This window comes from Thermotoga petrophila RKU-1 (assembly GCF_000016785.1).
GTDB classification, from domain to species: Bacteria; Thermotogota; Thermotogae; order Thermotogales; family Thermotogaceae; genus Thermotoga; species Thermotoga petrophila.
In genome coordinates, this window is the sequence record NC_009486.1 from 459,543 (window position 1) to 478,532 (window position 18,990).

At 46.9% G+C, this 18,990-nt stretch carries 18 protein-coding genes and 5 tRNA genes; 7 read left to right on the forward strand and 16 right to left on the reverse strand.

The window, feature by feature from the left end; genetic code table 11:
* Positions 1–44: 44 nt before the first annotated feature.
* The 8 genes from nusG to TPET_RS02390 all read right to left on the reverse strand — a co-directional run bounded on the left by nusG (position 45) and on the right by TPET_RS02390 (position 2,046).
* Positions 45–1,106, reverse strand: a complete 1,062-nt coding sequence (nusG, locus tag TPET_RS02355) for a transcription termination/antitermination protein NusG (RefSeq protein ID WP_011943109.1) — start codon at positions 1,104–1,106, stop codon at positions 45–47.
* 11 nt (positions 1,107–1,117) lie between these two features.
* Positions 1,118–1,315, reverse strand: a complete 198-nt coding sequence (gene secE, locus TPET_RS02360) for a preprotein translocase subunit SecE (protein WP_004081514.1) — start codon at positions 1,313–1,315, stop codon at positions 1,118–1,120.
* Positions 1,316–1,341: 26 nt separating this feature from the next.
* Positions 1,342–1,417: transfer RNA gene (locus tag TPET_RS02365), tRNA-Trp, on the reverse strand.
* A gap of 4 nt (positions 1,418–1,421) precedes the next feature.
* On the reverse strand, positions 1,422–1,571 hold the full coding sequence (rpmG, locus tag TPET_RS02370; protein ID WP_004081515.1) for a 50S ribosomal protein L33: 150 nt from the start codon (positions 1,569–1,571) through the stop codon (positions 1,422–1,424).
* Between the two features lie 25 nt (positions 1,572–1,596).
* A tRNA-Tyr gene (locus TPET_RS02375) sits at positions 1,597–1,683 on the reverse strand.
* Between the two features lie 9 nt (positions 1,684–1,692).
* Positions 1,693–1,768, reverse strand: a tRNA-Thr gene (locus TPET_RS02380).
* Between the two features lie 23 nt (positions 1,769–1,791).
* Positions 1,792–1,864 (reverse strand) — tRNA-Met (locus tag TPET_RS02385).
* Between the two features lie 106 nt (positions 1,865–1,970).
* A tRNA-Met gene (locus TPET_RS02390) sits at positions 1,971–2,046 on the reverse strand.
* Positions 2,047–2,102: 56 nt separating this feature from the next.
* Here TPET_RS02390 and TPET_RS09520 point away from each other — a divergent pair.
* The 7 genes from TPET_RS09520 (at position 2,103) to TPET_RS02420 (ending at position 9,507) form a co-directional block, all read left to right on the forward strand.
* Complete coding sequence (locus TPET_RS09520) at positions 2,103–2,255, forward strand: hypothetical protein (protein WP_011943110.1); 153 nt, start codon at positions 2,103–2,105, stop codon at positions 2,253–2,255.
* A 90-nt stretch (positions 2,256–2,345) separates the two neighbouring features.
* Positions 2,346–3,008, forward strand: a complete 663-nt coding sequence (gene thyX, locus TPET_RS02395) for an FAD-dependent thymidylate synthase (RefSeq protein ID WP_011943111.1) — start codon at positions 2,346–2,348, stop codon at positions 3,006–3,008.
* On the forward strand, positions 3,005–5,140 hold the full coding sequence (locus TPET_RS02400; protein WP_011943112.1) for a BamA/OMP85 family outer membrane protein: 2,136 nt from the start codon (positions 3,005–3,007) through the stop codon (positions 5,138–5,140). Before thyX ends, TPET_RS02400 begins: the two co-directional genes overlap by 4 nt.
* A 13-nt stretch (positions 5,141–5,153) precedes the next feature.
* Positions 5,154–6,296 carry a 5-(carboxyamino)imidazole ribonucleotide synthase gene (purK, locus tag TPET_RS02405; protein WP_011943113.1) on the forward strand — a complete coding sequence of 381 codons (1,143 nt, stop codon included), beginning with the start codon at positions 5,154–5,156 and terminating at the stop codon, positions 6,294–6,296.
* Positions 6,284–6,799: a 5-(carboxyamino)imidazole ribonucleotide mutase gene (gene purE / locus TPET_RS02410; RefSeq protein ID WP_004081520.1), complete on the forward strand. Its 516-nt coding sequence runs from the start codon at positions 6,284–6,286 to the stop codon at positions 6,797–6,799. The genes purK and purE overlap by 13 nt, the downstream gene beginning before the upstream one ends.
* Positions 6,800–6,919: 120 nt before the next feature.
* A complete protein-coding gene (gene hydF, locus TPET_RS02415; RefSeq protein WP_011943114.1) occupies positions 6,920–8,134 on the forward strand; it encodes a [FeFe] hydrogenase H-cluster maturation GTPase HydF in 1,215 nt (404 codons plus the stop codon).
* A complete protein-coding gene (locus TPET_RS02420) occupies positions 8,131–9,507 on the forward strand; it encodes an aspartate ammonia-lyase (protein WP_011943115.1) in 1,377 nt (458 codons plus the stop codon). Before hydF ends, TPET_RS02420 begins: the two co-directional genes overlap by 4 nt.
* Here TPET_RS02420 and TPET_RS02425 read toward each other — a convergent pair.
* From TPET_RS02425 to TPET_RS02460, 8 genes are read right to left on the reverse strand one after another with little or no spacing between them, the layout of a single operon-like run.
* A complete protein-coding gene (locus tag TPET_RS02425) occupies positions 9,495–10,925 on the reverse strand; it encodes a gluconokinase (RefSeq protein ID WP_011943116.1) in 1,431 nt (476 codons plus the stop codon). The two genes, TPET_RS02420 and TPET_RS02425, sit on opposite strands and share 13 nt — an antisense overlap.
* Entirely contained in the window at positions 10,922–12,205 is a 1,284-nt protein-coding gene (locus TPET_RS02430; protein WP_011943117.1) for a lactate racemase domain-containing protein, read from the reverse strand. The genes TPET_RS02425 and TPET_RS02430 overlap by 4 nt, the downstream gene beginning before the upstream one ends.
* 13 nt (positions 12,206–12,218) lie before the next feature.
* Entirely contained in the window at positions 12,219–12,977 is a 759-nt protein-coding gene (locus tag TPET_RS02435) for an SDR family oxidoreductase (RefSeq protein WP_011943118.1), read from the reverse strand.
* Positions 12,978–12,982: 5 nt separating this feature from the next.
* Positions 12,983–14,428, reverse strand: a complete 1,446-nt coding sequence (uxaE, locus tag TPET_RS02440; RefSeq protein WP_011943119.1) for a D-tagaturonate epimerase UxaE — start codon at positions 14,426–14,428, stop codon at positions 12,983–12,985.
* A gap of 6 nt (positions 14,429–14,434) precedes the next feature.
* Positions 14,435–15,079: a GntR family transcriptional regulator gene (locus TPET_RS02445; protein WP_004081527.1), complete on the reverse strand. Its 645-nt coding sequence runs from the start codon at positions 15,077–15,079 to the stop codon at positions 14,435–14,437.
* Positions 15,076–16,485 (reverse strand): NADP-dependent phosphogluconate dehydrogenase, encoded by a 1,410-nt coding sequence (gndA, locus tag TPET_RS02450; RefSeq protein WP_011943120.1) that lies wholly within the window; start codon positions 16,483–16,485, stop codon positions 15,076–15,078. The genes TPET_RS02445 and gndA overlap by 4 nt, the downstream gene beginning before the upstream one ends.
* 17 nt (positions 16,486–16,502) lie before the next feature.
* On the reverse strand, positions 16,503–17,849 hold the full coding sequence (gene pelB, locus TPET_RS02455) for an exopolygalacturonase PelB (RefSeq protein WP_148186709.1): 1,347 nt from the start codon (positions 17,847–17,849) through the stop codon (positions 16,503–16,505).
* A complete protein-coding gene (locus TPET_RS02460) occupies positions 17,846–18,949 on the reverse strand; it encodes a zinc-binding dehydrogenase (RefSeq protein WP_011943122.1) in 1,104 nt (367 codons plus the stop codon). Before TPET_RS02460 ends, pelB begins: the two co-directional genes overlap by 4 nt.
* Between the last annotated feature and the right edge of the window lie 41 nt (positions 18,950–18,990).

Genomic DNA, 18,990 nt, shown 5'->3' on the forward strand with positions numbered 1-18,990 from the left:
CGAACCTCCCTATGCGTGGTGCGGATTCCTCCTCCCACGTTTTCTCACTCGATTTTCTCCACTTCAGAAACGTGAAGCACAACAGGAGTTTCCCGCCCGAATATGGTCACGTTTACCTTCAATTCCTGTCTCTCCGGATCGATTTCTTTTATGACACCCGCAAAGTCCTCGAAAGGACCGCTTATTATCTTCACCATGTCTCCAACCTTGAAACCGATCTCGACTTTCACAGGCTTCTTCTTCTCTTCGTACTCTTCGAGCCCCGCAAGTCTCAAAATAGGTCTCATTTCTCTGTCTTTTACGGGAACGGGTTGTCCTCCCGAACTGACAAACCCCATAACGTATGGCACGGAACGAACGAAGTTGTAGGCTTCATCGTTCATGATCATTTCCACGAATACGTAACCAGGGAAGAGTTTTCTTCTTTTCGTCTTGTAAATTCTGATCTCTTTTCTTGTTAAATAATCCACCACCTCAACTCTTCCTGAAATCCTGGCGAAAAATTTCCTGGCTTCTGCCAACATTTCACCCTGTTTCACTTCTTTTCCTTTTTTTATTCTATCCCTGTCAAAAACATCCAGAGGAATGTAATAAACATCCTGCTCACCATCAGGTGTCTGAACGACCACTTTTTTCATTCGTTCTATTTCAACGATCTTTCCATCCAGCTCACAGATGTACTCTTCATTTTTTGAAAGCGGCAGTCCCTGCTTCACTTTTGCTCCAACCCTCAAACCCGGCTCGATCCCCGCGGATTCAGGAATGTAATACGTCTTCGTATACTTCCTATCGATGGTTTCCACGACGATCTTTCTGACGTTCTTCACGTCAACAACCACACCGCTTCTTCGAGCATAAATAGGGGGCTCTTCAGCTATCAAATCTCCCTTGTTAACATCTTTTCCATTGTTCACGTGTAATTTGGCCTTCGGAGAAAGTATGAGCCTCTCGGAAGGACTGGTGGCGTCCAGAACTACCTCTTCAGGAATAACAATACGGCCCACCAGATTCTTTATCCCGGTGGCTTCGATTTTCTTTTCGATATTTTCTTTAACTCTTTCTTCGTAACCAGACATGGTGAGCACTATGTACCAGTTTTTCTTCATCACCTATCACCTTATCCTATTCCCAGCGCTTTGAAAATCGCACTCACAACTCCTGAAAAGATGAAATCAAGCACAAAAAAATAAACGCTTGTAACAGCGAGTATCACGAGAACAACACCAAAAGAAGTGAGCAACTCCTTTCGGGAGGGCCAGGAAATTTTCTTTGCTTCGGCGATGACTTCCCTGAAGAACTTTCGGAGTTTCTCCATTCTCGATGCCCCCTCAGATCAAAAAATGGCAGGGCCGGCAGGACTCGAACCCGCAACCACCGGTTTTGGAGACCGGCGCTCTACCAGTTGAGCTACGGCCCTGCGATTACGCTTTCGTTTCGGTATGAATCGTGTGGGCGTTGCACTTTGGACAGTACTTTCTCAGTTCGAGCTTTGCTCTTTTGTCCTTGTTCCTTGTGGTGTAGTAGTTCTTGTTACCGCACTGAGAACATTTCAGAGCCACTTTCACTCGCATATCTTCCACCCTTTCTCAAAAAATCTGGTGGTGGGGGGAGGATTTGAACCTCCGAAGGCATTCTGCCAGCGGATTTACAGTCCGCCCCCTTTGGCCACTCGGGCACCCCACCACATACTTTTGGAGCCAGCGGTGGGACTCGAACCCACAACCTACTGATTACAAATCAGTCGCTCTACCGGTTGAGCTACGCTGGCCCTATTTCCTTTCCGATGACCTATGGCGGCGGTGGGACTCGAACCCACGACACGGTGATTATGAATCACCCGCTCTCGCCGCTGAGCTACGCCGCCCAAGACCGTTCATTAATTTTACTATCAGAGCTTTTCTTTGTCAACCTCGAACATCTTTGAACGATGTGTTAAAATAATAAGGAGAGCCGTGCTCTCCTTCAGGAACTGGTGGGCTCGGGAGGATTCGAACCCCCGACCACCCGGTTATGAGCCGGGCGCTCTGCCAACTGAGCTACGAGCCCACACCGCTATCAGATTATATTCTAACACATCCCCGTTGTCAAGGAGTGTGATCAGCATGAAGAGAGATCCTATCAAGGAAATGCTCGTAAAATATCCGAGAATTCTCGTGATAAAAGCCGCTCTGAAGATTTTAAAGGACGGAAATAAGATAGACCGAGAACGGATCGAAAAAACGATCGTCAAGATCATGACCAAAAAGGAGGGCTGAAAACTTCAGCCCTCTAAGCTTATATGTTAGTATTGTTATAAAAGACCGGCACCCTCCAACAACGAGCACTTTCCAGAAGGGAGGATATCGATGAAGATCGATATCTTGGACAAAGGATTCGTTGAACTTGTGGATGTGATGGGAAACGACCTCTCCGCTGTACGGGCTGCCCGCGTTTCTTTCGATATGGGTTTGAAAGACGAAGAAAGGGATAGACATCTCATCGAATACCTCATGAAACATGGTCACGAGACACCTTTCGAACACATTGTCTTCACTTTCCACGTGAAAGCTCCCATATTCGTGGCGAGGCAGTGGTTCAGACACAGGATCGCATCCTACAACGAATTGAGCGGCAGATACTCGAAGCTCTCCTACGAATTTTATATCCCCTCTCCCGAACGCCTGGAAGGGTACAAAACGACCATCCCTCCCGAACAGGTGACGGAGAAGATCTCAGAAATAGTCGATAAAGCGTATCGAACGTATCTGGAGTTGATAGAAAGCGGTGTTCCTCGAGAAGTGGCAAGGATAGTGCTCCCTTTGAATCTGTACACGAGGTTTTTCTGGACTGTGAATGCAAGAAGTCTCATGAACTTTTTGAACCTGAGGGCAGATTCTCACGCTCAGTGGGAAATTCAACAGTACGCTCTGGCAATCGCGAGAATTTTCAAAGAGAAGTGTCCCTGGACTTTTGAGGCATTTCTCAAGTATGCTTATAAAGGAGATATCCTGAAGGAGGTACAGGTATGAAGAAAGAACTGGTTCTTCTGCTGATTCTGCTGACTGTTTCCGCGATGGCAATTTACATCTCGGAAGTCGATTTCAAGGGATTGAACACACTCAATTCCGAATTCATAGTTCAAAAAGTCGGAAAACTCTTCGGAGAGGTATCATCCGATGAAATTCAGGAGTATCTGAAAAAAGTCTTCGACCTTGGATATTTCTCCTCTCTAACACCCTCTCTGGAACCAGCTGATGTGGGTTACAGACTTGTCGTCTCACTGGAGGAAAATCCAGTTGTCAAAGATTGGAAACTGGAAATAGAGGGCCCTGGTCTGGTGGACAAAAAAGAACTCAAAGAGCTCGTTAAAATCGAGAAAGGCATGCCGTTGAACGTGAACCTTTTGAAAGAAACGTTCGAAACTATGAGAAACAAGTATCAGGAAGCAGGATACTTTCTTGTAGAGATAAACGGAAACTTTGAGGACGGTACTTATAAAATCGTTGTGAAAGAATACGCTCTATGGGACATCGTTTTCAACGGAGAAGTGGATGGGCTGGATATCGTTTCCATCCTTTCGAAAGCGAAGATAAAAACCCTGAGAGACTTCTATTCTTCCTCTCCACTGGTGAGGTTTTTCACCATGAGCAAGAAAGATTTCTATCCAAAGTACTCCGATATAAACAACCTCATCTCAGTTATAAACTCCTACCCGTTCTTCTCGAAAGAAACAACGGTTAATTTCAAGAAAACCACAGTGAAGGATATCGAAGAAAAGAATGTCGTGATCATGGTGGTCAATGTAGTACAGAGAAGACTGTTTGAAGGAGAGAAAGCTTTCAAAGAGATCCTATTCCACGGTAACACGATCTTCACGGATCAGGAGCTTTTGAAAGCGTCCGGGTTGTCTCCAGATCAGACCTACACGAATGCTCAGGTGCTTCTCGCGATGAACAGAATAGTTGATTTTTACGAGAAGAACAATTTCCCGTACGCATGGGTGGAAGCAAAGGTAGAAGACGACAGCCTCGTGTTCGATATCTACGAGAAATACGTTCGCTCCGTTAAAATCGAAGGACTCAAGAAAACAAAACCCTACGTGGTGGAGAACCTGGTCACCATAAAAGAAGGAGAACCTCTGAACAAAGAAGAGATCATGCTCACCTACTCTTATCTGCAGAACAGCAGGTACTTCGATTCTGTGAACATATATCCACAGCTTTCTCCAAGCGCAACTCAGGTGGATGTCGTAATAGATCTCAAAGAAGCGGAAAAAACGAGGAATTTCATCGGTGGAATTGGATGGACCATGCCGAAAGAAGGCGATTGGTGGCAGGGCTTCAGCGGAATGGTTCAGCTCTCCGCAGTGAACACTTTCGGATACGGAGAGTCCTTCTCAGTGAATCTCAACCTCGGTTTCACCGAAAGAAGCGTTGAAGGAAGCATGAAACTCCCTGTCAAATTCGAAGTTCCAATGAACCTTGAACTGGGAATTGGATACACAGATTACACCACCTCCAGCGGCACCGATACGATCAGCCTCAAAGGCTTGATCTCTTCTCTTCCGTACAAGGGACATTCCTTCGGTATCGGACCCATCTACGAAAAAACATTGGTCGACGGAAGCAAGGGAACTCTCGCAATCCTCACGAGATACAGATACAACACCAAGAACTCCGCAATCCTTCCAACCGAAGGGTACTACCTCTCGCTCGACCTGACACGCGCGGGTCTTTTCGGGCTGGACGATCAAAAGTACTGGAAGGGCATCCTCTCGGGAGAAGCGTACTACCCGATCTTTGAAAGTCTCTTCTGGAGCTTCAAAGGTACAGGCGGAATGGTCCGCAACGAGATTGGAACGGAACTTTTGGAAGTGTCTGGTCCTTATGCGGTGCGTGGTTACAACTACTTCGAGACTGAAAAGATGTTCAAACTCTCAGCCGATCTGAACTGGATTCTTCAGAAAGAAAACGTACCCGTCGTCACCGGACTGTTTGTTGACTACGGCGGAATAGAAGAGAACGGAAATATGAACACTCTCTCCTCAGCAGGAGTGAAACTCGATCTCGTCGTTCCCCTTCTTGGGAGCGTGGAAGTTGGCGGTGCCTACAGATTCAACGAGAAAGACTGGCAGTTCTACTTCTTCATGGGAAGCTGGTGAGGAGGGAGGAGTTTTGAAAAAGATCGGTATCATCGGCGGTGGCCAGCTTGGCAAGATGATGACCCTCGAAGCGAAGAAGATGGGTTTTTACGTGATAGTGCTCGATCCAACCCCCAGAAGCCCCGCTGGGCAGGTGGCGGACGAACAGATAGTCGCAGGCTTTTTCGACTCAAAAAGAATTGAAGATCTGGTAAAAGGTTCAGATGTTACCACCTACGATCTTGAACACATCAACGTTCAGACGCTGAAGAAACTCTACGACGAGGGCTACAGAATACATCCCTCTCCGTACACCTTGGAAATCATACAGGATAAGTTCATTCAAAAAGAATTTTTGAAGAAAAACGGCATCCCAGTTCCCAGATACAAACCGGTGAAGGATCTGGAAAGCGACGTCAGGGAGTTCGGTTTCCCTGTTGTTCAAAAGGCGAGAAAAGGAGGATACGACGGCAGAGGTGTGTTCATCATAAAAAACGAAAAAGATCTCGAAAACGCTATAAAAGGCGAGACCTACCTTGAGGAGTTCGTTGAGATAGAGAAAGAACTCGCTGTCATGGTGGCGAGAAACGAAAAAGGAGAAACAGCGTGTTATCCCGTGGTGGAGATGTACTTCGACGAAGATGCGAACATCTGCGATACGGTGATAGCACCTGCCAGAATAGAAGAAAAACATTCGAAGATCGCCAGAGAAATCGCAACGAGTGTTGTAGAGGCGTTAGAAGGTGTCGGTATCTTTGGAATAGAGATGTTTCTCACAAAACAGGGTGAGATACTCGTCAACGAGATCGCTCCACGCCCACACAATTCCGGCCATTACACCATTGAAGCGTGTGTGACGAGCCAGTTCGAACAGCACATAAGGGCGATCATGAACCTGCCTCTCGGATCAACGGAGCTTCTCATCCCCGCGGTGATGGTGAATCTCCTCGGTAAGGAAGGATATTATGGGAAACCCGCCCTCATTGGATTGGAAGAAGCTCTGGCCATAGAAGGTCTTTCGCTTCATTTCTATGGAAAAAAAGAAACCAGACCGTACAGAAAAATGGGACATTTCACGGTGGTGGACAGAGACGTTGAAAGAGCGCTCGAAAAAGCGCTCAGAGCGAAGAAAATACTGAAAGTCGTCTCGGAGGAGGGAGCGATGTGCCAAGGGTAGGAATCATCATGGGAAGTGACTCCGATCTTCCTGTAATGAAGCAGGCAGCTGAAATTTTGGAAGAATTCGGAATAGATTACGAGATTACGATCGTTTCTGCCCACAGGACACCGGATCGCATGTTCGAGTACGCAAAGAACGCCGAAGAACGGGGAATAGAAGTGATCATTGCGGGAGCGGGAGGAGCAGCTCACCTCCCGGGAATGGTGGCAAGCATCACCCACCTTCCTGTGATAGGTGTTCCCGTGAAAACATCCACACTGAACGGTCTGGATTCACTTTTCTCCATAGTTCAGATGCCAGGGGGTGTGCCCGTTGCCACCGTTGCCATAAACAACGCGAAGAACGCGGGAATCCTCGCTGCGTCTATTCTGGGAATCAAATATCCGGAGATCGCAAGGAAGGTAAAAGAGTATAAAGAAAGAATGAAACGGGAAGTTCTGGAAAAAGCCCAAAGATTAGAACAAATTGGTTACAAAGAATATCTGAACCAGAAAGAGTAACTTGTGATAAAATTAACATGAAAAAGACCGTTCCACCTGAGGTGGAGGGCACCCGACACCGAGGGGGAACTCACCCCTTCGGTCGTGCGAAGGGGATTTTTCTTTATAGAGGGTGATATCGTGAGATTGCCGGACGCTGGTTTCAGGAGATACATCGTTGTCGCCGGAAGAAGAAACGTCGGGAAATCATCCTTCATGAACGCACTCGTTGGACAAAACGTGTCCATCGTGAGTGAATACGCAGGCACCACGACAGATCCCGTTTACAAATCCATGGAGCTTTACCCCGTAGGCCCTGTAACGCTGGTCGACACTCCTGGGCTCGATGATGTGGGAGAACTTGGAAGACTCAGAGTGGAGAAAGCAAGGAGAGTATTCTATAGAGCGGACTGTGGAATACTCGTAACAGACAGCGAACCGACACCGTACGAAGACGACGTTGTCAATCTTTTCAAAGAGATGGAAATTCCCTTCGTAGTTGTCGTAAACAAAATCGACGTTCTTGGAGAAAAGGCCGAAGAGCTGAAGGGACTCTACGAAAGCCGTTACGAAGCGAAAGTACTCCTTGTCTCGGCTTTGCAGAAAAAGGGATTCGACGATATCGGGAAGACCATCTCCGAAATTCTTCCGGGTGATGAAGAGATTCCTTACCTCGGTGATCTGATAGATGGCGGCGATCTTGTGATCCTCGTGGTCCCTATAGATCTCGGTGCTCCAAAGGGGAGGCTCATCATGCCTCAGGTCCACGCGATCAGGGAAGCCCTCGACAGAGAAGCCATCGCCCTCGTGGTGAAGGAAAGAGAGCTCAGGTACGTGATGGAAAACATAGGGATGAAACCAAAACTCGTCATCACAGACTCTCAGGTGGTAATGAAAGTAGCGTCTGATGTCCCGGAAGACGTGGAACTCACCACCTTTTCCATTGTGGAGTCACGATATCGAGGCGATCTGGCCTACTTTGTGGAAAGCGTGAGAAAGATAGAAGAGCTGGAAGACGGAGACACTGTTGTCATCATGGAAGGCTGCACCCACAGACCTCTCACCGAAGACATCGGAAGGGTGAAGATTCCAAGGTGGCTTGTGAACCACACGGGAGCCCAGTTGAACTTCAAAGTCATAGCGGGAAAGGATTTCCCGGATCTCGAAGAGATCGAAGATGCCAAACTCATCATTCACTGCGGAGGATGTGTTCTGAACAGGGCAGCTATGATGAGAAGGGTGAGAATGGCAAAAAGACTCGGTATTCCCATGACGAACTACGGTGTGACGATCTCTTACCTCCATGGAGTACTCGACCGGGCGATACGTCCCTTCAGAGAGGAAGTGAAGGTGTGAGAAAGGAACACGATTACCTCGGGGAACTGGAGATAGAAGACGAAGCCTACTATGGAATACACACAAAGAGAGCCCTCATGAACTTCCCATCCACAGGTGAAAAGCTTGACGAAACTTTCATCTGGGCCTATTTCATGGTGAAAAAAGCCTGCGCCCTTTTGAACACAGAGCTCGGTTATCTGGACGAACGAACAGGAAACGCCATCGTGAAGGCCTGTGACGAATGGGAAGACCTGAAAAAACACGTGGTTGTGGATCCACTCTCTGGTGGGGCTGGAACTTCCATAAACATGAACGTAAACGAAGTGATCGCAAACAGGGCTACGGAAATACTCGGTGGAAAGAAAGGAGAATACCTGGTCGATCCCATAGACCATGTGAACCTGCACCAGTCCACGAACGATACCTTCCCAACGAGTGCGAAAATCGCCACCATCGTGAAACTCAGAAAACTCATAGATGAAGTGATAAACCTTCAGGAGAAGATTCAGGAGAAAGAGAAGGAGTTCTACTCCATAAGAAAACCAGGAAGAACACAGCTCATGGATGGACCGCCCATCATGTTAGGGCAGGAATTCGGCGCTTTCGCGGATGCCCTCGCAAGAGACAGATGGAGGCTCTACAAAGTCGAAGAAAGAATAAGAAGTGTAAACATCGGGGGAACGGCCATCGGAACGGGAGTTGGGGCGCCGAAAGACTACATCCTCAAGATCGTCGAAAAAGTGAGAGAAGTAACGAAAGTGAAGATTGCTAAAGCAGAAAACCTCATAGACGCCACGCAGAACTGGGACGTTTTTGCTGAGGTTCATGGTCTTTTGAAATCTCTTGCTGTGAACCTCTACAAGATCTCAAATGACATCAGACTGCTGGGAAGCGGACCAAACACCGTGATCGGGGAACTGATTCTTCCAGCTGTGCAGGCGGGAAGCTCCATCATGCCAGGAAAAATAAACCCGGTTGTTCCCGAGTACGTGATGCAAATCTGTCACATGGTTTTCGGTCACGACATGATCCTGAACCATGCCTGCGCACTTGGGAATTTAGAACTCAACCAGTTCGCTCCTCTGATAGTTCACCTAACACTGAAATCTCTCACACTCCTCACAAACGCCTGTAGATCACTCGCCAGCTACATCTCAAAAATAAAAGCGAACAACGAGCGGTGCGAGGAACACCTTCGAAGGTCTGTTTCGAACCTCACACCTTTGATAAAGTTGTTTGGATACGAAGCGGTCTCTGAAGCAATAAAAAAAGCGAATTGGGACATAAAGAAAGCCGTTGAAATTCTATCCCAGGAGAAAAACATTCCTGTCGAAGAGATACTGAAGGTTCTCAACCTCAAAAAGATGACGGGGCTTGGCTACTCCTTGTAATAATAGTCCACGAGTTTTTCGTACAGGAACTTATAATCACTGTACAGTCTCTCGTACACCGCGTTTCTTTCAGAATCAGGGTGAAACACCCGCTCTACCCGAACCTCTTTTTCGATAAAGCCTTCCACATCTTCTCCCAGCGATTTCAAAGCCATTACGTAGGCTCCAAAAGCGGAAGGATTCTCCACGTTTGTGACGATTATATCCTTTCCAAGAACGTCCGATAAGAGCTGGACCCAGTACGGAGAGCTGGTGAAACCTCCCGTCGCAACGATTCGATTGGGATCAACACTTCCCACTCTTTTAACCGCGTTGTGTATGTCCTTTATCCTGAAGCAGATTCCCTCGAGTGCCGCTCTTGCAATGTCACTCCTTCTGTGAGAGGAAGTGAGCCCTACCAGAACGCCCCTGTATCTTTCTCTCCAGTGCGGTGCCCTTTCCCCGTTGAGAAACGGCAGGAATACCAGTCCGTTCGCACCAGCTGGAGACTCCTTTGCTTCTTCTATGATATCGTCGTAACTGTCGAACCTCATGACATCTTTAAGCCACATCAACACGATACCGCCATTGTTTATCGCCCCGCCGAGAACGTAGTTTTCCTCATCGATCAGATAGCACCAGGTGGAAATCCCCTCCCGATCGATCACCGGTCTGTCCATGACAACACGAAACGCGCCGCTCGTTCCGATCGTCACGGTGGCTGAATCAGGATCCATCGCGCTCAATCCCACGTTCGTCATCACTCCGTCTCCACCGCCAAGGATCAGGTAGACTTTCTTGAAGCCAAGCTCTTTTGCTATCTCGTCTTTCACCCTCACCTGTGTGTAAGGTGATTTGATCTCAGGAAGATCTTCTTTCCTCACTCCCGTGATCTCCAGGATTTCCCCGTCCCATTCGAGGGAATGTATGTTCATCATACCGGTTCCAGATGCGAGAGAAAGCTCTTCCACAAATTCTCCAGTCATCTTGTTGACGATGTAGGCTTTTATCGAACAGAACTTTTTCGCATTCGAGTTTTTCTTCATCCACAGGATCTTTGAAGGCCAGTACATCGGATGGAGCGGGCACGCGGTTTTTTCATAAAAGAACCTGACACCGTACTTCTTCTCCAGTTCTTCCTTTTCCCTAAAGGATCTCCTGTCTGCCCAGTTGAGGAGGGGAGTAACCGGATTGAGATTTTCATCAAGACCGATGATGCTGTGGAACACAGAGCTCATACCAACGTAGAGAACCTCGTCCTCGTTGGGTACTTGCTTTAAAAGATCGAAAACAGCGGAAAAGATCTCATTCGGGTCCTGTTCTGCCGCCTCGGGTGATGGAAAGAAGATTCTATATGACTTTTTCAGAACTTTCCACTCACCGTTACTTTTGAACATAAGACGAGCGCTCTCTGTTCCAATGTCTATGGCCGCTATCATCCTCTCCTCCCCTTCAGATCGTAGAGGTACTTTCCACCCGGGACTATCCAGAGACTATCCTCATCCATGAAATCTTCTTTTCTGATCTTCGACGGATCCATGTATCCAAGGTTCACTGCCCTGCATTCGTCTTCAGGAATGGAGGTAGCGAGAATCACATCGAATTCGAACTCCTCTTTACCCGTTTCTGGATCGAACGTTCCAGCTCCTCTTACGTTGATCACATGTGCTGCAACGTTCTTGTTGAAATCGGGATGTTTCTTCAGATACCATTTCACGTAGTCTTTGCAGTGGTATCCTATTTCCCTGATCCACTTGTCCATCTGCGGGTTGGAGTGGAACCTCTTTATGTGCGGTGCGTAGATGATGATCTGACCGCCCTTTGCCATCACACCTGGTTTTTGAAGCTTGTAGGACCCCTTCCCCGCCGTCCAGACCTCGTCGTATTCCTCTCCTATCACCTGGACAGCCCTTCTGAGAGGTCGGTCTATGTATTTCACGTGAAGTTGAGAGCTGAGCTCGCAAGCTTTTTCGTATGCCCTTAAAAAGCCTTTGTATCCTTCATCTATGTAGAGAGCTCTTGGAATCACTTCTTCTTCCTCTTCGTACACCATGTTGAGTGTGAAGGATCTTGCTTTTATCTTCTCAAAAATCATCTCCGATGCCCTGTTTATGATCTTACGCGCGGGATTGTCCACCGTGCCTATGAGTTTTGGAATGCCCATGAGAACTGCTGCCCAGTGGAAAGTATCTACAACTTCCGTGCTGGCGATTCCCGGAATAACGATCTTCAAGCCACCGGAAAAACCTGTCGATTCGTGAGGAACTGTACCGTTTATGAAAAAGATCGCGTCGAAATCTTCAAAGAGGATTCTGTTCACCTTTATCGGTATCTCCTCTTCCAGATCTCCCTCGGTCATCTCTGAAACGAAATCAGCCGGTAGTGTGCCAACAAACGCCAGTGCTTCAGGATTGAAAAACTCATGGTTGTGGAAAAACACTCCTCTTTCGTTTCTTGAGATACCGAGTTTCTTTTCGAACTCTTCAATTTTCATGGCCCTGTGTGTACCGCTCGCGTTGAGCGTATGAAACTCTTTCAGACCTCTTTCAAGGAGAAATCTGTAGAGGTTCTTTGCCACTAAGTGGGTGAAATCCACGCGGGTGTAATCTGTGTGCACCACCAGCACTTTTTTCACTTTTCCAAGATCTTCAACCAATTTTGAAAGACCTTCTTTTATCTTCTCTTCGGTCAAAGGATCTCCTTCCAGATACACCGTCACTGGCCTCACCCCTTCAATTCGCAGTCCAACCACCGTCTACAAATATGATCTGTCCAGTCACGTACTTCGCCTCTTCGGAAGCAAGGAAGACTGCCACACCCTTCAAATCCTCTGGTACACCCGTTCTGCCAAGGGGTATCCTCTTGAGCATGTAGTCCAGTTTTTCTGGATCGCTGAATACAGCCTCTGTCATCTTGGTTCTGTACCAGCCCGGCGCTATCACATTCACCCTTATGCCGTACCTTCCCCACTCCTTCGCCAGAGCTTTTGTGAGAGAAGCTACGCCCCCTTTCGAAGCAGCGTACGCGGATATGTTGGGCATGGTGACTTCTTCAACGGTGAGAGATCCTATGTTTATGATAGAGGGGTTATCGGATTCTCTCAGGAGTGAAAAGGCCTCCCTACACACGTAGTAAGTTCCAAAAAGGTTCACCTCTATCACCTGTCTGAACTCATCGAGAGGAAATTCTTCCGCTGGATGTCTTCTGTTTATCCCCGCAGCGTTGACCACCGTATCGAGCTTTCCAAATTTCTCTTTCACTGCTTCCAAAAGTTTTTTCACTTCCTCATAGTTTGAAACATCGCATCGGAAAGCCATCGTTTCAACGCCGTATTTTTCTGTCAACTTTTGAGCCGCTTCTGATGCTTCCTCCAGATTTCTGCTTGCAACGACCACTGAACATCCAACCTCTGCCAGCCCCTGAGCGATTCCAAAACCCAGCCCACGAGAGCCACCGGTTACGAGGGCAACCCTCCCCCTGAGATCGAACACACAAATCACCCCTTCAACAGGTCTACGTGCCTTTTTATATGTTTTGCCACGGTCTCGTAGAAGAGTTCCTCATTTTGTTCAAGCGTCTTAAACAGCCGTTCTTTCAAAGATGCATCTTTCAGAACAGAGCCATAGGTGACATGGATCAACTGTCTCACGTTGATGTCTTCAAAAAGACCTGGAAGATCTTCATCTTTCACTTTCTCTACTTCCGGAACTTTCGACAGATCCGCAGATATGTGATAGGACTTTCTGTCTTCCTCAAAGTGATCGAGAGCACACCTGTAGATCTCCCGGAAGAGCTCCGGGTTGACCATGGATATGACCTTCACCGCCTCAAGATAACTCGTTCCGGCTGTCTTCACGTGGAAAAGGCCTCCTGTCGCGGAAGCAAAAGCAGGATACACGGAAAATTTGTCGCTTCCAGAGTGGAGTGATATTTTGTATCCTTCGAACATCCTTGCGATTTCTGCGTGCATTTTGATTTCTCTCTCGAACTGTGCAAGATCCCCCTTGTAATCTATTCCCTTTTCCCATTCGCCGATGAATCTCAGGGCAAGATTGGTGAACTCCACACCTCTTCGTCTGAGTTCTTCCACAACGAAAATGTGGAAGAGAGGACTCGTGGGAGTTTCTGTTTCGTCAACTGACACTTCGAAGTCGAAATCCGGGGTTTCGTCTTTCAAAATTTGATACATCATATCCACGTGGGCAATCGCATCGTAATACACGAGCGCCGCATCTCTGAGATTCTTCTCATCGAATTCGATCTTCTCACCGAGAACAGAGTATTTCTTACCGAGATAGATCCTGTCGATCCTTTCCTTTCTCAGAATCTCTTCGAATTTCTCATTTCTTTCCTTTTCTGTAAGTTTTGAAAGATTCCTCACATGATCCGAAGGATCGATTGTGAACATGGTGAAACCTTCCCTTGCAGCCGAAACAAGATCCTCCGGCCGCTTCACGTGATCGGCGTCTGCTCCGAATCCCTCACTGTATCCCTCCTGGAAAACTCCCCATGTGGCATCGTCCAGCACATCTCTCCAGGTCCTTCCCGTTCTCTCGTTCTCCCTCACCGACTGCTGCGCAAAGATGGGAAAAAGCCCTGAATCCTTCAACGCCCTCACGTGAGCCGGTGTGGTGATACCGAGTCTGTCACCTGTTCCAAAAGACGCTCTCAATCCCGCTCGAACTGGTTTGAGATCTGGAAAGTATTTTCTGAGAACTTCCAAGTTCTCATGATTTCTCTCACAGAAAAAGAACGAAACACCCTCCACCCGCTGTTTTTTGAAAAACGACAGACCCTCAGGTGCCTTTTCTCCAGCCACTACCAGAATTTTTCCTTCCTCTCCCTTTGTCAAGAAGAAAGAGAGAGAATCCTTTTCTCTATAAGACTTTTCGTAAACTTCGTATCCCCTTCCAAAGTGATCTTTGAACACTTTCAAGACCATAACTTCTCAACTCCTTTCATATGTGTACAGGTTCTTTATGGTCTCCGCCTCCACATTTTTCAAGTGTTCTTTTAACTTTTCAATAGCGCCTTCTTTATCGCCGCTGATGATTCTCTCTATGAGTTCTTTGTGTTCCCTGTTCGAAACGACGTATCTTTCGTTCAGATGCCTTACGAGGTCTATACGATCCCATATTTTTTCATACAAAGATATGATGAGTTCATTTCCCGAGGCTCTGATGAAGAGTTTGTGTAGCCTTTCATCGGAATCGTCAAAAATCTCTCTCTTGGCGCTTTTCTCCACATCATCGATTTCTCCCTTTATCTCTAAAAGTTCTTCGGAACCAGCAATTTTATCGAAGTAATTTTCAAGACAGAAGACTTCCATCATGATTCTCGTTTCTATGGTTTCTCTTATGAATTTCTCATCGACGTCGGTTACAAAAAAACCAACCCTTGGAACCACCTTCACAAGACCCTCAGTTGCAAGCTGGAGAAGGGCATCCCGCACAGGAGTAAAGCTGATACCAAGTTTTTCGGAGAGTTCTCTCACGTTTAGTTTCTCTCCAAGCTTCAATTCGTGGTTCAGTATCATTTCTTTGAGAAGATTGTAGACCTTCGTTCTCACGAGGTCCACTTCGATTTTTTTCATCCTATCTCTCCTTCCTCCCAGTTGATGTGGAACACACCTTCTCTGTCTACTCTCTCAAAAGTGTGTGCTCCGAAGAAGTCTCTTTGAGCCTGTATGAGATTCGCCGGCAGTCTCTCTTCGGTAAGACTCATGAAGTAGTTGTAAGAGGAATTCAAAACAGGAACGGGGATTTCGTTCTCTATGGACGCCTTCAATATGTTCTTTAGAGAATCGATTTTGCCTTTCAATAGATTCATCACTTCTTCGTTCTCCAGCAAATACGCGTTCTCGTTAGATATGTACCTTCTGAGTGTGTCTATCAACTTCGCCCTTATGATACATCCACCCTTCCATATTCTGAGCACCTCCGAGAGGTTCACCCCATAGCCGAACTCTTTCGATGCTTCTGCGATCAACCACATGCCCTGAGAAAAGGCCATGAACATGGCAAAGAAGAGAGAGTTTCGGAGATCTCTCAAAAATTCCTCGCTACCCTGAGTAGCGCTTCTTCTCTTATTATACAGTTTCGAAAGCCTTGTTCTTATGTCTTTGAAATGGGAAATCACCCTTTCAACCACCGCCAGGTTTATGGAAGGGGTAGGTATTCCGAGGTCAAGGGCTGCTTGGGATGTCCACTTTCCAGTTCCCTTTTGTTCCGCCTTGTCCAGAATCACATCGACCATCGGTTTTCCTGTTTCTTCATCTTTCTTTCTCAAAATCTTGTAGGTGATCTCCACCAGGAACGAGCTGAGTTCTCCTCTGTTCCACTCTTCAAAGATACTGGACATTTCTTCAGATGATAGGCTCAAAACATCTCTCATAATGTGATAAACTTCCGCTATCGCCTGCATGATGGCGTATTCTATGCCGTTGTGAACCATCTTCACAAAGTGGCCCGCTGATCTTTCCCCAACGTATGTACAGCATGGTCCATCCTCTGTTTTCGCTGCTATTTTCAAAAGAATCTCCTCAACCAGGTTGTACGCTTCTCTACTTCCTCCAGGCATGAGAGAAGGCCCGTAAAGAGCCCCGTACTCACCACCAGAAACTCCCATACCGAGGAAAAGTATTCCCTTTTCAGAGAGTTCCTTGAAGCGTCTTTCGGTATCCATGTAATGGGAATTACCACCGTCTATTATCAAATCACCTGGTTCGAGGTGAGGAAGAAGCTGAGAAATCGTATCATCCACGGGTTTACCTGCCTTTACCATTAAGATTATCTTTCTTGGCCTTTCGAGAGACTTCACGAAGCTTTCGATATCGTAATGAGGTTCTATCTCTTCATTCGTTACACGATTTTTCACAAATTCTTCCGTTCTCTGTGCTGTTCTGTTGTAAACCGAAACTTTGTAGCCTTTCCTCGCAATGTTCAGTGCAAGATTCTGACCCATCACCGCAAGACCGATGAGACCGATATGAGATTTCACCGGTGTCACCTCCCTTTTTATTTCAGCAGAGCTTTACCTTCGATGTAAAGCTTTTCGAATCTTGATCCATTCATGATAACATTCTCCATCCCCAACTGACCGAACTCAAGAAGAACAGAGATCTTCGCTCCTTCCATTATAGTATCAGATATCAGGATATCTTTTACATAATCATTCTCCAGACCCTCAATCCGTAGAGCGTATTTTCCACCTGTCGCCTTCAGGTTCTTAACAAAAACGCTTCTGACTACAGGGAGATATTCCCCCTCTTCGTTATCGTATCTGAGATTTATTCTGATCACCTCTTCCGAAACGTTCACAGCCACGTTGTCTATAAAGAAGATGTTCTCCATGTATCCTCCACGCCTGGAATTCGTTTTCAACCTGAGAGCCCTTTCCACATTCATGTAGACGTTGTTCCTTGCAACGACGTTTCTCACACCACCGGACATTTCACTCCCAATCACAAGTCCACCATGACTCGCCTGACTGATCACCAGGTTGTCCCTCACAAGAATGTATTCAGAAGGCACTCCGATTCGCCTTCCGTCCGCGTCTCTCCCCGATTTGATGACCACAGAATCATCACCTGTGTCGAATCTGCATTTCTCAATGAGCATATACTTGCAGGATTCAGGATCGATACCATCATTGTTTGGGCCCGTGCTCGAAATTTCGATGTTTCTTATGATCACATTTTCAGAAAGAACAGGATGTACACACCACATAGGAGAGTTGATGATCTTCACATCTTCTACCAAAACATTCCTGCATCTGTAAAACTGAACAAAACTCGGTCTCAGATAATGTCCCTTTCCGAACACTCTCTCTTCAACTGGTGTTCCTCTCTCTGCCATCTCTTTCAGTTTTTTTACATCCTCCTGCTGGTTGGGAAGTCCTTCCTTCCATCCGAAATCTTTCTTTCCCTTCCAGGACCACCAGTGTTCGTTGTCTGCTGAACCGTCTAAAACCCCACTTCCGGTGATAGCCACGTTTTTACAATCCAAGGCGTAAACCAGGGGAGAATAATTGTACAGTTCGATTCCCTCGAACCTGGTGAGAACGACGGGAAGGTATCTCTCAGGATCAGGAATGAATTTTATGGTTCCCTTCACGTGGAGTTCGATGTTGCTCTTCAAATGAATTGGTCCCGTTAGAAACACACCTTCGGGAACAATCAGTCTTCCTCCGCCCTGTTTTGAAAGTTCTTCTATGGCCCTTTTGAAGCTCTCAGAACAGTCGGTTCTTTCATCCCCTCTCGCTCCAAAATCGAGGAGGTTAACCTCTCGATTGGGTATTTCGGGCTCTCTCACGTGATTCAAAATCTCTTCTTCAATCTTTTTTGCCAGTTCTTCCATGATCATCCCTCCGGATAAAGGATTACCTTCAAAGCCTCTCTCGATTCCATGAGTTCCAGTGCTCTGTTTGCCTCTTTCAAAGGAAGTCTGTGCGTGATGAGTTTGGAAAGAAGTTGATAATTCCTGGACGTGATTGAAACCGTCTTCACAAAGTGTGAAGTATCACTGACCCAAATTCCCTTGAAAGTCGCGCTCTTCAAAACAAGCCATTCGTAAACCTTAAAAGGTACAGGATCCTGTGGCACAGCTACCCCCGCAACAGCGTAAAATCCTCCTCTTCTCAGTAACTCAGCTCCTTCGAGAAGCGCTCTGCTGTCCCCCGTCGCCTCCAGGACAAAATCTGCTCCTCTACCGTGTGTGATGTCCATTATTGCTTTTCTTCTCTCCTCAGCACTCGTTTCTCTTCTGTTAAATGTGAGATCTGCTCCTATTTCTTCGGCGAGTTTCAGCCTGTTCGGAGAACCCGCTATTACAACCACCTTCTCCGCACCAAGACTCCTTGCTATAACAACTCCAAACAATCCCAAAGGTCCCGCTCCCTGTATAACAACGGTCTTCCCAGCAAAGGATTCAGGATACTCATCAAATGCGTGATATGCAGTTGCTCCTGAACACATCGCCATGGCAAGAACATCAAGATCGTCTTTTTCCGATACTTTCAAAACATCTGTTTCTGGGTCCAGCACAATGTGAGAACTGTAGCATCCTCTGAGGTGAGGATACTCAGAACATCCCCTGTTTATTCCATAGACCATTCTGTTCGGACAGAGATAAGGTTCTTTTGACACCTTACACCAATAGCATTCACCACAGGTGATACCTCTGTTCCAGACGATCAAATCACCGGGTTTAAGAAGTTCTCCGTTGAGATCCCTCTTTTCTCCGTTCACTTCGACAACTCTTCCTGCACCCTCGTGTCCCAGGATGATGGGAAGGGGTACTCTGGGATCTTCTCCGCGAAACATGTGAACATCGGAACCACAAACACCTGCAGAGAGAATTTCAACCAGAATAGATCCTCGTGGAATGTCTGAGATCTCGAATTCTTTACATACAAGAGGTTGATTGAACTTTTCCAGCACCATGGCGTGAGCTTTCAACCCCATCACTCCCTTTAAGATGTTTGATGTTTCAGATAGCGCAATCC

What these genes read in the sequence shown, in the direction of transcription:
- nusG (WP_011943109.1), bottom strand. Translation starts at nt 1,106, where the DNA reads ATGAAGAAAAACTGGTACATAGTGCTCACCATGTCTGGTTACGAAGAA.
- secE (WP_004081514.1), bottom strand. Translation starts at nt 1,315, where the DNA reads ATGGAGAAACTCCGAAAGTTCTTCAGGGAAGTCATCGCCGAAGCAAAG.
- rpmG (WP_004081515.1), bottom strand. Translation starts at nt 1,571, where the DNA reads ATGCGAGTGAAAGTGGCTCTGAAATGTTCTCAGTGCGGTAACAAGAAC.
- TPET_RS09520 (WP_011943110.1), top strand. Translation starts at nt 2,103, where the DNA reads ATGAAGAGAGATCCTATCAAGGAAATGCTCGTAAAATATCCGAGAATT.
- thyX (WP_011943111.1), top strand. Translation starts at nt 2,346, where the DNA reads ATGAAGATCGATATCTTGGACAAAGGATTCGTTGAACTTGTGGATGTG.
- TPET_RS02400 (WP_011943112.1), top strand. Translation starts at nt 3,005, where the DNA reads ATGAAGAAAGAACTGGTTCTTCTGCTGATTCTGCTGACTGTTTCCGCG.
- TPET_RS02425 (WP_011943116.1), bottom strand. Translation starts at nt 10,925, where the DNA reads ATGATAGCGGCCATAGACATTGGAACAGAGAGCGCTCGTCTTATGTTC.
- uxaE (WP_011943119.1), bottom strand. Translation starts at nt 14,428, where the DNA reads ATGGTCTTGAAAGTGTTCAAAGATCACTTTGGAAGGGGATACGAAGTT.
- TPET_RS02445 (WP_004081527.1), bottom strand. Translation starts at nt 15,079, where the DNA reads ATGAAAAAAATCGAAGTGGACCTCGTGAGAACGAAGGTCTACAATCTT.
- pelB (WP_148186709.1), bottom strand. Translation starts at nt 17,849, where the DNA reads ATGATCATGGAAGAACTGGCAAAAAAGATTGAAGAAGAGATTTTGAAT.
- TPET_RS02460 (WP_011943122.1), bottom strand. Translation starts at nt 18,949, where the DNA reads ATGGGGTTGAAAGCTCACGCCATGGTGCTGGAAAAGTTCAATCAACCT.